This is a genomic window from Bradyrhizobium sp. AZCC 1588, assembly GCF_036924735.1.
GTDB lineage: Bacteria > Pseudomonadota > Alphaproteobacteria > Rhizobiales > Xanthobacteraceae > Bradyrhizobium.
In genome coordinates, this window is record NZ_JAZHSC010000001.1 from 3429625 (window position 1) to 3443600 (window position 13976).

13 protein-coding genes are annotated in these 13976 nt (G+C 60.3%); 5 read left to right on the forward strand and 8 right to left on the reverse strand.

The window, feature by feature from the left end:
- Nucleotides 1-130: 130 nt before the first annotated feature.
- A complete protein-coding gene (locus tag V1277_RS16035) occupies nucleotides 131-310 on the reverse strand; it encodes a hypothetical protein (RefSeq protein ID WP_334417161.1) in 180 nt (59 codons plus the stop codon).
- 174 nt (nucleotides 311-484) lie between these two features.
- Between V1277_RS16035 and V1277_RS16040 the strand changes: the two genes are divergently transcribed.
- The gene (locus V1277_RS16040; RefSeq protein ID WP_334417162.1) at nucleotides 485-1696 is read left to right on the forward strand and encodes an extracellular catalytic domain type 1 short-chain-length polyhydroxyalkanoate depolymerase; all 1212 of its coding nucleotides are present in this window, start codon (nucleotides 485-487) and stop codon (nucleotides 1694-1696) included.
- A gap of 34 nt (nucleotides 1697-1730) precedes the next feature.
- Here V1277_RS16040 and V1277_RS16045 read toward each other — a convergent pair whose 3' ends face one another.
- Nucleotides 1731-2411: an MBL fold metallo-hydrolase gene (locus tag V1277_RS16045; protein WP_334417163.1), complete on the reverse strand. Its 681-nt coding sequence runs from the start codon at nucleotides 2409-2411 to the stop codon at nucleotides 1731-1733.
- Nucleotides 2412-2596: 185 nt separating this feature from the next.
- Here V1277_RS16045 and V1277_RS16050 point away from each other — a divergent pair, with 185 nt between their 5' ends.
- From V1277_RS16050 to V1277_RS16060, 3 genes are all read left to right on the forward strand, one after another.
- Entirely contained in the window at nucleotides 2597-3430 is an 834-nt protein-coding gene (locus tag V1277_RS16050; protein ID WP_334417164.1) for an RMD1 family protein, read from the forward strand.
- 170 nt (nucleotides 3431-3600) lie between these two features.
- Entirely contained in the window at nucleotides 3601-4086 is a 486-nt protein-coding gene (locus V1277_RS16055) for an MmcB family DNA repair protein (RefSeq protein ID WP_334417165.1), read from the forward strand.
- A gap of 375 nt (nucleotides 4087-4461) precedes the next feature.
- Entirely contained in the window at nucleotides 4462-4674 is a 213-nt protein-coding gene (locus V1277_RS16060; protein WP_334417166.1) for a DUF2945 domain-containing protein, read from the forward strand.
- A 49-nt stretch (nucleotides 4675-4723) separates the two neighbouring features.
- Here V1277_RS16060 and V1277_RS16065 read toward each other — a convergent pair whose 3' ends face one another.
- A complete protein-coding gene (locus V1277_RS16065) occupies nucleotides 4724-4942 on the reverse strand; it encodes a hypothetical protein (RefSeq protein WP_334417167.1) in 219 nt (72 codons plus the stop codon).
- A gap of 58 nt (nucleotides 4943-5000) precedes the next feature.
- Nucleotides 5001-6368 carry an OpgC domain-containing protein gene (gene opgC, locus V1277_RS16070; protein WP_334417168.1) on the reverse strand — a complete coding sequence of 456 codons (1368 nt, stop codon included), beginning with the start codon at nucleotides 6366-6368 and terminating at the stop codon, nucleotides 5001-5003.
- 608 nt (nucleotides 6369-6976) lie between these two features.
- Here opgC and V1277_RS16075 point away from each other — a divergent pair.
- Nucleotides 6977-7636: a response regulator transcription factor gene (locus tag V1277_RS16075; RefSeq protein WP_334417169.1), complete on the forward strand. Its 660-nt coding sequence runs from the start codon at nucleotides 6977-6979 to the stop codon at nucleotides 7634-7636.
- On the opposite strand, the gene V1277_RS16080 is transcribed toward V1277_RS16075, so the two are convergent.
- From V1277_RS16080 to V1277_RS16095, 4 genes are all read right to left on the reverse strand, one after another.
- Nucleotides 7631-9751 (reverse strand): MASE1 domain-containing protein, encoded by a 2121-nt coding sequence (locus V1277_RS16080; protein WP_334417170.1) that lies wholly within the window; start codon nucleotides 9749-9751, stop codon nucleotides 7631-7633. The genes V1277_RS16075 and V1277_RS16080 overlap by 6 nt on opposite strands.
- Before the next feature lie 301 nt (nucleotides 9752-10052).
- Nucleotides 10053-11774 (reverse strand): SulP family inorganic anion transporter, encoded by a 1722-nt coding sequence (locus tag V1277_RS16085; protein WP_334417171.1) that lies wholly within the window; start codon nucleotides 11772-11774, stop codon nucleotides 10053-10055.
- A 136-nt stretch (nucleotides 11775-11910) separates the two neighbouring features.
- Nucleotides 11911-12465, reverse strand: coding sequence for an ActR/PrrA/RegA family redox response regulator transcription factor (locus V1277_RS16090; protein ID WP_028347745.1), 555 nt, complete (start codon nucleotides 12463-12465; stop codon nucleotides 11911-11913).
- Between the two features lie 117 nt (nucleotides 12466-12582).
- Nucleotides 12583-13908, reverse strand: coding sequence for an ActS/PrrB/RegB family redox-sensitive histidine kinase (locus tag V1277_RS16095; protein WP_334417172.1), 1326 nt, complete (start codon nucleotides 13906-13908; stop codon nucleotides 12583-12585).
- Nucleotides 13909-13976: the final 68 nt, after the last annotated feature.

Sequence of the window (13976 nt, forward strand, 5' to 3'; positions counted from 1 at the left end):
CGCATGGTAGTCGCGCAAAGTCAGCGACATGCCGCAGCCCGGAATTCGTGGGTGCTTGCTTTTCTCTTGTTCGGTTACTTCCCGGTGCGGGCGGCGCGCGGCCTTGCGAGCAACGTCAGAATTGAGCGCGCTAGAGACTGACGCTCCGGTCTCCTTCGCCATCGACGGCATGATCAGCGTTTCGGTTCGCTCCACCGTCGACCGGCTTGATCGTGGCCGCCATCGGCGCGGTATTCTTGGCCATCGAATCTGCCAAGCCGGCGGGGGCGGCGCTGCTTGCGGCTGCCGCACTGTTTGCATTGTCGATCATCGCCTGCGCCGCATTCCTGACATGGATGCGTCGGATCACAGGATGACAAATTAACGTCAACTGCCAAAATTTGATTGTGGGGAATGACAGTGCACGGTCTTTTTATTTTGCAGTGCAGCAACTATCTGTTCTGGGTAGCATGAGTTAAGAAGAATCGCCCCCAGGAGTCTGTCGTTGTCCATCGCCAAGAACGTCGAATTCTTGCGCCATTTCCCGAAGCTGAACGGGTTCAATGGCCTGGGAATCTATGGCCGAAGCAAGTTGCCCGGGGCCGGCAGTCCGCTCGTCGAAATCAGCGGATTCGGCACCAATCCCGGTGCGCTCAAAATGTTCGCTTTCGTGCCGGAGCAATTGCTGTCCGCACGCGCCCTTGTCGTCGTGCTGCATGGCTGCGGCCAGACCGCGGCCGGTTACGACTTCGGCACCGGCTGGTCGACGCTCGCCAGGCGCTACGGGTTTGCGTTGCTGATGCCCGAGCAGCAGGCGTCGAACAACGCCAACACCTGTTTCAACTGGTTCAATCCGGGCGACATCGCGCGCGGCCGCGGCGAGGCCTCTTCGATCCGTCAGATGGTCGCGCGGATGGTCGCCGATCACAAGATCGATTCGCGCCGCATCTTCATTACTGGGCTTTCCGCCGGCGGCGCGATGACCTCGGTGATGTTGGCGACCTATCCGGACGTGTTTGCGGGCGGCGCCATCGTCGCCGGTCTGCCCTACGGTATCGCCAGCAATGTCCGCGAAGCGCTCGGCGGCATGATGCAGTCGACGTCGCGCCCCGCCGGCAAGCTGGGCGATCTCGTGCGCAAGGCCTCCAAGCACAGGGGACCATGGCCGAAAGTGTCGGTGTGGCACGGCAGCGCCGATCGCACCGTCAACCCGGGCAACGCCAATGAGATCGTCAAGCAGTGGCTCGACGTCCACAGCCTGCCGGCGGCGCCGATGTCGACGGGAGACGTCGACGGCCATCCGCGCGAAGTCTGGTGGAATGAAGACGGCGAGACCGTCGTGGAGTCCTATACCATCACCGATATGGCCCACGGTACGCCGCTGGGGCTTGCCGGCAATGAGGAGCGCTACGGCGCGGAAGGTGCGTTCCTGATCGAGGCGGGAATTTCCTCGTCGTATCACATCGCAAATTTTTTCGGCCTGACCGAGCGCGTCAGTCCGGCCAGCGAAGCGGCCAGGCCGGCGCAGGCGCCGAAGATCGTTCCGTCGGCCGCCACGGAGTCCCTGCAGTCGTCCGATATCGCCGCAAGACTCTGGTCGAGGACCCACAAGCCGGTTCGGGAACACAAGCCGGCGCCGCGCGAACCGAAACGCCGCGGCATCGATGTCGGCAGCGTCATCACCCGCGCGCTGACGGCCGCAGGCTTGATGAAGTAGCCGGACATCACAGCGTCAGCCGGACAATTTCAGCTCACATCTCGTCTGTAAGGAACGGATTGGTCAGCCGCTCCTGACCGAGGCTGGAGCCGGCGCCATGGCCGCAGATGAAGCCGACGTCGTCGCCGAGCGGCAATAGCTTTTCCTTGATCGAATTGATGAGCGTGGCGTGGCTGCCGCCGGGCAGGTCGGTGCGCCCGACCGATCCGTTGAACAGCACGTCGCCGACATGGGCGAAGCGCAATTCCTTGTTGAAGAACACGACGCTGCCCGGTGAGTGGCCGGGGCAGTGCAGGATGTCGAAGGTGAGTTCGCCGATCGAGACCTGATCGCCTTCGTCGAGCCAGCGGTCGGGCGCGAAATTGCGCACCCCGGTGATGCCGAAGCGCTCGCCGCTCGAGACGACGTTGTCGAGCAGGAATTTGTCGGCGATGTGCGGACCCTCGATCTTGACCTGCAGCGCGTCACGCAAATCGGCGGCGCCGCCGACATGATCGATATGGCCGTGCGTCAGCCAGATCTTCTCGACCGTGACGCCGGTCTGCTTGATCGCCTCCAGAATTTTGGGAACGTCCCCGCCGGGATCGACCACCACGGCCTTCTTGGAAGGCTCGTGCCAGATGATGGTGCAGTTTTGCTCGAACAGCGTCACCGGCACGATCATCGCGCCGGCCTTCGCCTGGTTCTCGGCCTGGGTATCGGTTCTGTTTTCCATCTGGGGAACATATTCATCCCCGGAAGGTCGTCAACACGGGGCTTGCGATCATCTTGTAACCGGCGTGTGATCCACACGGCTCCGTGATAGGGTTGCGCGTCGTGTGACGGGTTGGAGTGCGAGGTCTTGTATCGCCTTTGCCGGCCAGTTTCGGATTTCATCGGGGTTCGGCAGTTGGGATTTCCATGAGCCAGGATTCTGCATCGAATAAGGCTTCTACATCGTCGCTGGTCGGGCCTCGCACTACGGCTCGCGCCTTCTTTGTCAGCGATCGTCTGAACACGTCGGGCCTTGAGCGCGGCGATGTCCTTGCCACCACACCGCTTGCGTTTCGCGTCAACGAGAATGGCGTCGCGATTCTCTTCCGCTATGGCGTGGTGGTCCTGATCGGACTGAACGCGCTGGAAGAAGAGGAATTCCTTCGCGGCCTTGACAAGCGCATGACGGGCAAGTTTGCGCGGCGTGACGAGGAAATCGCAATCGTCGAGCTGGCCCCGGAAAGGGAGGACCAGATTCCACCCGGCGGGCCGATCTGCCTGCAAAGCCTTTCGCCCGAGCGGCTGATTCTGGTCGGCGAGGCGCTGGCGAAGAGCGTCGTTCTGGCTCGGCACGAACGCGAGGTTGCCAGCGTATTCGACACGACCGAACCGTTCGCGCGGGAACTGGCGCTGAGCGGGCGTATGCGTGGCAGCCGTCGCTCGATCCTGAAAAATATCGGCAGCGCGCTTCTGGTGCGGCATCGGGTGTCGGGGCCGGTCGAGGTGGAAGAGAAACCCGACGTACTCTGGGACAAGCCGCATTTGGAGCGGCTGTATGCCCGGCTGGAAGACGAGTACGAGCTCAATGAGCGTGCGGAATCGCTGAACAGCAAGCTCGCCGTCATTGCCGAGAGCGCGCAGGTGTTGACCGATATCATCGACACGCGTCGCTCGCTTCGGCTCGAAGTGATTATCGTGCTCCTGATCCTGTTCGAAGTTCTGGTGACGATTTATCAGCTCGCCATGGGCCGGCACCCCTGAGTCGGGTCCGTCATTCCGGGGCGGCTCGGAGAGCCGAACCCGGAATCTCGAGATTCCGGGTCTGGTCCTACGGACCATCCCGGAATGACAGCTGCATAACCTACCGCTTGATCTGCGCCTTCAGCGTATCCTCGACCACGTGGCCCGAAATCGGCTATGGTTCGAGCATCATGGAATCACCCGCCCGCCACATCAGCCTCGTGCCTGCGCCGGACCGCCGTCAGTCGGAGACCGCGCTGGCAATCGCGCGCGGCACCGCGCGGCTGTTACGGTCGCTGGGCTTCTCGTGCGTCAGCGAATTGCCGCTGCCGTCGGGCCGGCGTGCCGACCTGGTGGCGCTGAACGAGAAGGGCGAGATCTGGATCGTCGAGATCAAGTCATCGGTGGAAGATCTGCGCGCCGACCAGAAATGGCAGGATTACCGGATGCATTGCGACCGGCTGTTCTTCGCCTTCACGCAGGACCTTCCTTGCGAGATCTTCCCGCAAGACACCGGCCTGATCATCGCCGACGCCTATGGCGCGCACCTGCATTGCGAGGCGCCCGAGCATCGCCTGCCGGCCGCCACGCGCAAATCGATGACAGTGAGGTTCGCAATGGCCGCCGCGCAGCGCATCAACCGGCTGGTCGATCCGCAAGGGCACGGTGAATTTTAGATCGCGAAGCGGGCTTGCCGGCGCATCCGCAATTCGAGAGCGCGTCTGCCAAATGCAGCCAACGAGACGGGCGGGCCGGTACAGAGCCCGCCGCGCTAGCGGCGCTCTGCCCCGAATTCATAATCGATGATGTCAGCTTTTGAGCGCACAGCGGACTCGGATCGGAGATTGCGCGAGGTTCGAAATGGGCCACTTCCGGACATCGCCGGACTCAACGTCACGCCACATCTCGACTGATCGATCTTCGCTCTCGCCTGTGCGGCGCGACATGGCTATTCGCTAGCAGGCAGGAACACAAATTAGCGATCAAAGTTATACAGACGCGCTCTTCTCATCGTGCGTAGCCTACGATAGGGAGCGGACCAGGACTGAGCCATGGCCAAAGCGTTTAAGGTTGGCGATCACGTGAGCTGGAATTCGGAAGCCGGACGTGCGCGCGGAAAAATCATCAAAGTGCACAAACGAGCAGTCAACTATAAAGGCCACATCCACCGTGCTACACGAGAGGATCCGCAGTATGAAATCAAGAGCGACAAGACCGATCACATCGCCTTGCACAAGGCCGGGGTGTTGAGGCGCCTCGGCTGATGGACCGACCGTGAATTCGAAAGCACTGCGGCCGGCGTGACGTCGTGTACTAGGTCCGCTTGCGCACGCCAGTGGAAACGGTCTCGTGTGCACGCACCGGGGTGCAGGTTGTGATTACGAGCGCAAACCGGCTGCACTGCCAGTCAGCGCCGAGCGCGGCGCTGGTGGGTGACGTCAGGTTGACCGACAGTAGTGCCGCTACGCAGGCAAGTATCACGTACGCCGCGATCAGCACCGCTCGCTTGTGGGTCCTTGGGTGGGAAATCATGGCCTTGGCTCCTGTACGATGGCCGGAAGAATAAGGGCAGGCTCTACGTCCTTGTGATCTAATTCACATCCTGACCCGCAGTTTTCGCCGGTGGCCCGAAGGCGTGCGCGATTGCTGGCACTGGATCAGCGCCGCAGCCGGACTCGCGCACCGGAGCAAACAGCATCTTTATTCGATCACCTCGTCGGCACGGGCGAGCAGTGTGGGCGGAAACGCCGAGCGCGTTGGCTGTCTTGAGATTGATGACCAGCTCAAGCTTGGTTGGCAGGTCGGCGGGCTTCGCGTGCGGCTGCTGCCTGGGTTTGATCTTGATCAAGTTCAGCAGCATCGCCGCCACGATCATTGCCAGGACGCCGCCAACACTGAGCGCGATCTGCATCGTCAGCCCCTCCGAGATGTCGAGCAGCGCAAGGTGGCTGGCGAACGTCAGCAGAACGCCGAGGCAGTAGATTGGCAGCGAGTTCTGGCCACAGAGAATGGCGCCGCGCATCACCGCCGTCGTCAGCCCTCGCCAGTCGCGAGGCACGACCCATATCACCAAAACCGCAAGGGCCAAAAAATGCAGCAGTCGCAATGGATCGAGATTCGATTTGTCCATCGGGTAAAGCAGCGTCAGCAGCGCCTGCGGAAGCGGCGCTTCCAGCGGTTTGATGCTCCAGCTCAATGCGATGATGAGGCTGAACACCAGATAGAGAACGGCAGCCACAAGCGCCGTGCGTGAGGTCACCGACGGCCGGAATCTCCTGCCCTCGATGATCCACCACGCGCCAAGCACAAACGGCAGCTGCCAGGCCAGCGGATTGAAGAACCAATGGCTGTTGGGCCATGCCGGCACGGTCCAGCCGAAGGCTTGCACCAGTGCGTAAAGCAACAGCGAGGCGCCGAGCGTCACATTTGGCATTCGCAGCAGCAGCCACAGCAGCGGCGCGAACAAAAGGTGATAAAGCACGAACAGCGGCAAGACGTCGGTGTTGACGGGGCGGTATTGCAGGATCGCCGCGTGCGCGAGCGTCACGCCCGGCTGTTCCAACAGAATGCGCGTATTGCTCTCGTCGGCAAGATGGCCGCCGCCTGCGAGGTGAACCATGATGGCGCAGGCGAGCGTGAGCAGCAGAAATGCGACATAAATATCCCAGCTTCGCCACAGCGTTCGGCCGATCACGCCGGTCCAGCCCCCGCACCGCCGTGCTTTGCCGTAGGCCAGCGCGCAGGTCACACCCGAGACGAACATGAACACTTCCGCGGCATCGCTGAAGCCGTAGTTACGCAGCGTCAGCCAGCTCCCGATGTTGTTGGGGACATGGTCAAGAAAAATGCACCAGAGCGCGATGCCGCGGCAGGCATCAATGCGCAGATCGCGGCCGTAGCCGTTCAGCTCCGGCAGCGCGCCTGCCAATGGCTTCGGGGTGGCAGTGCGATCATGCATCTGGTTGCCCGTCCGGCGTGCGAGCACGCTTCACGAGGGACCGAATTTGACAATAACCATCGTCGCCGCACTGCCGGATCGCACCAACGCTGCAGTCTAGAGCTGCTTCACGCCGAACCCGGCGACGAAAGCTGCGATGACGATCATATGGCGGCGCTTGGTAGAACATCCTAGCGCGTGAGGCTATCCGTTGACGATCATCGTTCAACGGCACAGCGCGTCAATCAGCCGGAGGTCCACACAGAGAGGTTCCTAGGTCCTATGATCAAGGTACCGTACAGATCTCGGCATCAATTGACATCCGTCAGACGCATCATGGACGTTCACCATTACGCATGGGCGAAGGAGACTCTGAGTCCCGCGAGTCTCGTGGTCCGCACTCGCTTTTTCGGTGTCCTACCGTGAGGCGATTACAATTGCAGCACACAACGGCATTCGGCTCCTACCTTGAGTGGCTGACGGCGAACCGCTGGTTGGGCCACGAATGGAGGATGGACGGTTTCGGGAGCCAGTCTTCCGCCAGCCTCTTCCTCGCCAAAGACCCGAAGGTGGGTGTATGATTTTCTTTTAATTGGATCTCCGTGCAATCGGATGACGGAGAGCTTTCAATGAAAGTTCTTATTGTCGACGATCATGCATTGATTCGCGAGGCGTTACACGCTGTTCTGACACAGCTGAAGCGAGAAGCCGTCATATTTGAAGCTTCGAACAGCCGTCAGGCAATGCACATAGTCCAGGAACATCCCGACATCAGTCTCATTTTACTTGATATCAATTTGCCTGATCGAGATGGCTTCTCTGTCCTCCGCGAACTGCGAGACCGCTGTCCGACCATTGCTATCATCATTCTTTCGTCCTCGGATGATCAAGACACAGTCAAGCGTGCTTTCAAACTTGGCGCTCTGGGTTTCATCCCGAAAACTACCGAACGAGAGGTCATGCTCAACGCCATTAAGTTAGTGTTCTCCGGCGGTATTTACATTCCCTCGGAAATTCTGGAGGAAACCACTCCGCGGCCTACAAATAAGCTAGCGGCGCGCGACTCTCTTAAGGGCCTCGGATTGACTGATCGGCAGATTGAAGTGCTTGCGCTCCTGATGAAGGGAAAAAGCAACAAGGTCATTGCCAAGACCCTCAATATGGCAGTGCCGACAGTGAAGAACCACATCACGGTCATTCTCAAGGCGCTCAGCGTAACGAGCCGCACCGAGGCAGTAATAAAAGTAGGAAAAATGGGCTGGGATTCGTCGCCGAAATCTGAGTCATAAAGCCGGCCCGGTATCTCTCTTATCGTCATGATCCATAAAGAGCTCTTGCATGACAGCGCGGAGCCGCATTGGGTCGACAGGCTTGTGCAGCAAAATGTATCCTCTATCCTTAGCGTCACGTAATGGTTCAGGTGCCGGATCGCCGCTGATGAGAATAGCTGGAATCGATGAACCAAACGCCGCATTAATTTGTTCAATTGCTCGGATCCCGGTCTTTCCGCTCGCAAGATGATAGTCCGAGATTATAAGATCGGGGCGTTGTTGGCGCTCAGCAAGTCGGATAAGTGCAGCTTCGTCGGATTCGGCGGTACGGACGGAGTATCCCCATTTGCCAAGCAATCCGCCCGTTTCCTCCAACACAATTGGAGCATCGGCAATAACAAAAATTACCTTGCCTTCGACCGCAAAGGCTGCGGGGCGAGGTGAGTCGACGGGCTCGGTGGACGTGACGCATTCGTCGGCCATCGGAACCAGAATTGCGAATCGCGAACCTCGGCCCACGGTCGAAGCTAAGTCGATTTGATGGTTGAGAAGTAGGCGAAGCCTGTCGACAATAGCCAGGCCGAGGCCCAGGCCGCCGTACCGGCTCAGTTCTGGTGCAGGAAGTTGAAAAAACTCGCCAAAGATATTCTGCTTCTGATCCTCAGGAATGCCGGAACCGCTATCCCATACTTCGATACGCAACATTTCACCGCGCCGACGACATCCGACGATGATCCCGCCCCGCAATGTAAAGCGCACAGCATTGGATACCAGATTGAGCAGTATGCGTTCGAGCAGCATGACGTCGCTCCTCACCCAGGCGTCACTTCGCCTAATGCGTAGACGCAAGCCTTTTTCTCGCGTTGCCTGATCAAACGTCGTCTCAATTTTTTGCAACAGGCGCGCGATTGGGAATTCGGTAATTTTGGGTGTAAGGATCCCAGCGTCGAGCCTGGAAATATCCAGGAGCGAATTGACCATTTCATCCATTTCTTTGCGTGTTGCATCGACCTGCTCGATCGTCTTTGTCCTTTCCCCCGATTTGAGCGGCGTGCGCAGCTGTGCAACGAACAGGCCTAATGCATGTAATGGCTGCCGCAAATCATGGCTTGCCATGGCAAGAAAGCGCGATTTTCCTGCATTGGCGAGCTCCAGCTCTTGCGTACGCTCTGCGACCTTCCGTTCGAGTTCGATCTGCGCGCGGCGCAGACTTTCCTCCCCTTTCTTGCGCACCTCGACGTCGGCGCTCAGTAACAAGCTTGGAACGGTAATACTGATCAAGAACATCAACACCAGCAGGAATGAAACGTTGAGATCCGCGGTCGTGAAGGGGCCGCCGCCCGTGAGCGTCCCCCAAATCGTGATGCCCGCAAGCACCAGCGCAACCGTTGCGGTGTCACGTGGACCGCGGCGGAGCGCCGCCCACAACATTGGCAGGATCGCAAGAAAACCCAATGGATCTCGGCTTGGCGTTTGCTCGATCAGGGGACTGAAAGCAATGAGTCCAACAGCCGCTGCGGTCGCGAGGACGCCGACCGTCTCCCAAAATTCATTGCGGTTGAAGACGTGATAGTGGCTTGATGCCCAAAGCACAATAACAGGGGCAATGACCAGCGCACCGGTCACATCTCCCAGCCACCATGTGACCCAGGCGTCCACGAAATTCGTCGGTTCGATGTACCCGGCGGTTGCAAGACTGGTCAGTCCAATGCTGGCGCTGATCGGTGTCGCGATCACGAAGCAAATCAGAGCAAACTTCGCGACAGAATTTGGCATCGAAAACGTATTACGTCCGCCCGACCATCGATTGATCAGGTAAGCGCCAACAACCGCTTCAAGAGAGTTACCGGTCGCAATCGCAATTGCGGTGGCGACCGAGCCGGCGGTCGTCGCATTGGCGATCACCGCCGCCGCGAAAATTGCGGGCCAGGTCCGATATCCCCACAACAGCACCGCCGCCAGCGCGACACCCGTCGGTGGCCAAATTGGTGTTGCACTGGGATGAATAGAGGCGAGAGCAAGGCCGCCTTTTGCCAGGGCGAAATAGATCAGTCCAATTGCGACCAGACCGCCGGCATAACTAATACCTCGGCGGAACTTTATCTCCGGCGTTAGTGATCGTGGATCGGACATCGTCGACGCCTGGACTAGGCAGTTGGATCGTCTGCCTGACTGACCCACCCCGGCGGCCACCGCAATTGCCCTGCATAATCGCAATTCGGGTTCGTTGAGAAAACTACCCAGAGGTAGCAGAACGCGCAGCTGGCAGTAAGCCTTTTGCCCCGCGAAGTCTGAAAAGGGTCATTCTCGGACATCGCGGCTAGACCCTCGAGGTCCGCTCTTCCCTGACCAGCGGACGTCTGTCGGGACGTCGATCACGGCCACCAAGTGCCAACGGCGGAAGTCGATCAGCGTGTGCCCGACATGCCACCCTCTAACGTTTGGCTCGGTCTTCCCAGTCGACCCACTCTACGTCATGGACTTCCAGGTAGCCGGAAACGGCTGCGCCGACGGTTGGGAAAAAGCAATTCTCGCCAAGCTGCGCCAACAGTCCGAATTTCTTCAGCTTGTCCTTTACGGGATCCTTGAGTTCGGCAAAACAAAGCTCGATACCCTGTGCGTGCAACGTCTCGTCCAATACGGCGAGCGTATCGCCGGCGGTGACATCAACGCCGGTGACCGGCTCCGCCGCAACGACCAGCCAACGGACGGGCGTCGGGGATTTCGCAACCGCGTCCAGAGCGCGCTCCTTGAAAAATTCAGCGTTGGCGAAGAACAGAGGCGCATCCCACCGAAACAGAACCAGCCCGGGGATCTGGCGTGCATCCGGATATCTCGTGATGTCGTGATAACCTTTCACGCCGTCGGCGCGGCCCAGTACGGCGGAGTGCGGGCGCCAAGCGTCCCATAGAAATTCGGCAATGGCGATAGCGATTGCCAGGCCTATTCCCGGAATCACTCCGAGCGCGACCACGCCGGCAAAGCAGACGATCGATAGCCAGAACTCCCACCGCTGAATGCGATAGATCCGCTTGAGGTCGGTAACCTCAATCAAGCTGATCGCAGCGGCGATGACGACAGCGGCCAACGCAGCGTTGGGCAAATACTGAAGGAGGTTGGGTGCCACCAGCAGAAGGAAAGCGATGGCAAGCGCACCAACGATGCAGGTCAGTTGAGTGTGGGCGCCGGCGGCTTCCGCAACAGGCGTACGCGAACTGCTGCTGCTGATCGGAAAACCTTGAAAAAGACCGGTTGCCAGATTGGCGGCGCCGAGCGCCACCATCTCCTGGTTGGGATCGACATGAACGCCCAACCGTGCGGCATAGGCCCGCGAAAGCACGCTGGTATCAGCAAAAGATACCATCGCGATCGCACAACCGCCGATCAGCACCGGGACTATATCGGCGGGGCCGATCCAGGGAACGGCGAAACCCGGCAGACCCTGCGTGAGGGGACCGAGAACTGTCACGCCGTAACGCGCCGCAAGATCCAGCGCAGCGACGGCGGCGGTTGCCCCGACGACTGCAATCAGAATGCCTGGCAGCCGCTTGTATTTCTGGAGCAGCAGGATAGCCGTCAACGTGCCGAGCCCAATCCCGAAGGCCACGCAGTTGGTCTTTCCTTCAAGGAAGGCACCGGCGATCGCCCATAAGCTCCGCAAAGATCCTTCGCTCTCGATCGAGAAGCCGAACAGCTTTGGCAGTTGGCTGATCAATGCGGTCAATGCAATTCCATTCATGTAGCCGTAGCGTATCGGCTTGGAGAGCAACTCGGTCACAAAGCCCAGGCGCGCGATGCCTGCCAGAATGCATACCGCCCCGGAAACGATTGCCATCATGCCGGCCAAGGCTGCCGCACGGACGGGATCCCCGCCAGACAACGGAACGACAACGCCAAGGATGATAGCTACAAGAGCTGAGTCCGGTCCCAGCACGAGGATGCGGCTTGGGCCGAACAATGCGTAGGCAAAGAGCGGAATGATGGTTGCGTACAGACCGTAGATGCCGGGCAAGCCCGACGCCTCCGCGTAGGCAATGCCAACCGGGACCAGCATGGCCGACAGCGCGAGCCCGGCGAGGATATCGTGCCTGAGCCAGGCCGCTTCATATCGACGGAGGGTGTCGAGACCTGGCAGCCAGCGAATCCAATGCTTCATTGCCGGTCACTGCGAGTTTTGACGAAGGTGCTGTAGGGTGGGCAAAGGCGCGTTCGCGCCGTGCCCACCATCTATCCATATTGTTGTCGTGAATGGTGGGCACGCTTCGCTTTGCCCACCCTACGATCCCGTGAAATCACCGCGGCGCGCGCTTCGCGAGAATCCGCTGCAGGGTGCGGCGGTGCATGTTCAGCCGCCGCGCGGTTTCGGAGACGTTGCGGTTGCACATTTCATAGATGCGCTGGATGTGTTCCCAGCGCACACGATCCGCCGACATCGGATTGGACGGCAACTCGGATTTCTCGGTGCCGCTGGCAAGCAGCGCCGCGACCACGTCGTCGGCGTCCGCAGGCTTCGAGAGATAGTCCACCGCGCCCATCTTCACCGCCGTGACAGCGGTTGCGATGTTGCCGTAGCCGGTCAGCACGATGGTACGCGCGTCGGGGCGCTTGCGCTTGAGCGCCGACACCACATCGAGCCCGTTGCCGTCGCCGAGCCGCAGGTCCACGACCGCAAAGGCCGGTGCTGACTTGTTGATCTGCGCCAGCCCGTCGGACACGGTGTCACAGGATGTCACCGCGAAACCGCGGGTTTCCATCGCTCGCGACAGGCGCTCCAGAAACGGCTTGTCGTCCTCGACGATCAGCAGCGAGCGGTCGGCGAGATCGTTCAGTTCGGCGATGTCGTTCAAGGCAAGGTATCCCCGGTTGCGGATGCGGAGCACTTATAGACCATATGGCGTGGTAATTTTGCACTGCCAAGGGCCCCAGCGTCGAGCAGCCCCCGTTTCCTCAATCCTTAACGCCTTTTAATCCACTGGCCCGGCAGCACTTTCCTCGGCCTCGAAGCGGACGCGCGGCCACGCGATCCGCACCACGGCGCCGTGATCGGGAAAGGTCCGGTTGGAGAACGAAACCTTTGCGCCGGTACGTTCCAGGAGCGTTCGGGCGATGAACACGCCAAGGCCGAGGCCGGCGCGTTCGCGGTGGGTTTCATCTGCGCTGCGACGCCTTGATAAATAGGGCTCGCCGATCCGTTTCAGCATGTCGGGCGCGATGCCGGGGCCGTCATCGGAGATGATGATTTCGACCGTATCCGCGTTCCACCAGGCGTTAACCTCCACCGTCGTCCGCGCGAAATCGACGGCGTTCTCCAGGATGTTGCCGACGCCATACAGAATCGCCGGGTTCCGGGCACCGACAGGCTCCCGGGTGGCTGCGACAGCAAGCCGCACCCTGATCGTGACGCCAAAATCGCGGTGCGGCGCCACCACTTCCTCGATCAGCGTAGACAGCGGCATAAGATCGAACGGCGCCCCGGACGAGGAAAGCTGGGTGATCTTGGCGAGGATGTCGCGGCAGCGCTGCGCCTGCTCGCGCAGGGTCTTCAGATCGGAGGCCAACTGGTCGTTGCCCTCGACGGTCTTTTCCAGCTCCCGCGAAATCAGGAAGATCGTCGACAGCGGCGTGCCGAGTTCATGCGCGGCGGCGGCGGCCAACCCGTCGAGCTGGGTCAGATGCTGCTCGCGCGTCAGCACCAGCTCGGTTGCGGCCAGCGCGTCGGAAAGTTTGCGCGCCTCCTCGGTCGCCTGGAATGCATAGAGACTGGTGACGCCGATCGCGAGCACGATCGAGAGCCAGACGCCGAACAGATAGATCGGCGGCAGCACCAGCGGGTCTTCACTGTCCCAGGGCAGCGGCAGATGGAAGAACACCAGCGCCGAGGAGCAGGCGACCGCCAACAGCCCGAGGCCAACCGTCATCCGGATCGGCAGCACCGTCGCCGAGATCAGGACGGGGCCGAGGAACAGAAATGAAAACGGGTTCTGCAAGCCCCCGGTCAGAAACAACAGCGCGGCCAATTCGACGATGTTGAGCGCGAGCAGCGCCGCTGCATAGACCGGTTCCAGCCGTTGCATCGGGTTGAAGGCAACCTGCAGCGCAAGATTGAGCAGCGCCGAGATACCGACGACGGCCACGCAGGCAACAACGGGAAACTCGAACTCCAGCCCATGCGCCACGATGAAGATCGCGGTGAGCTGACCGAGCGCCGCTAGCCAGCGCAGCCGGAGGATCGTATCGAGACGGACATAGCGATGCGGATGGCGGAAATCGGAGGCTGCAACGTCGGACATTGCTGGAGTTTAACTGTCGCAGCGCGCGATCACAAATTCGTTGGATCGCGTGTGGGGCAGGGCCTCAT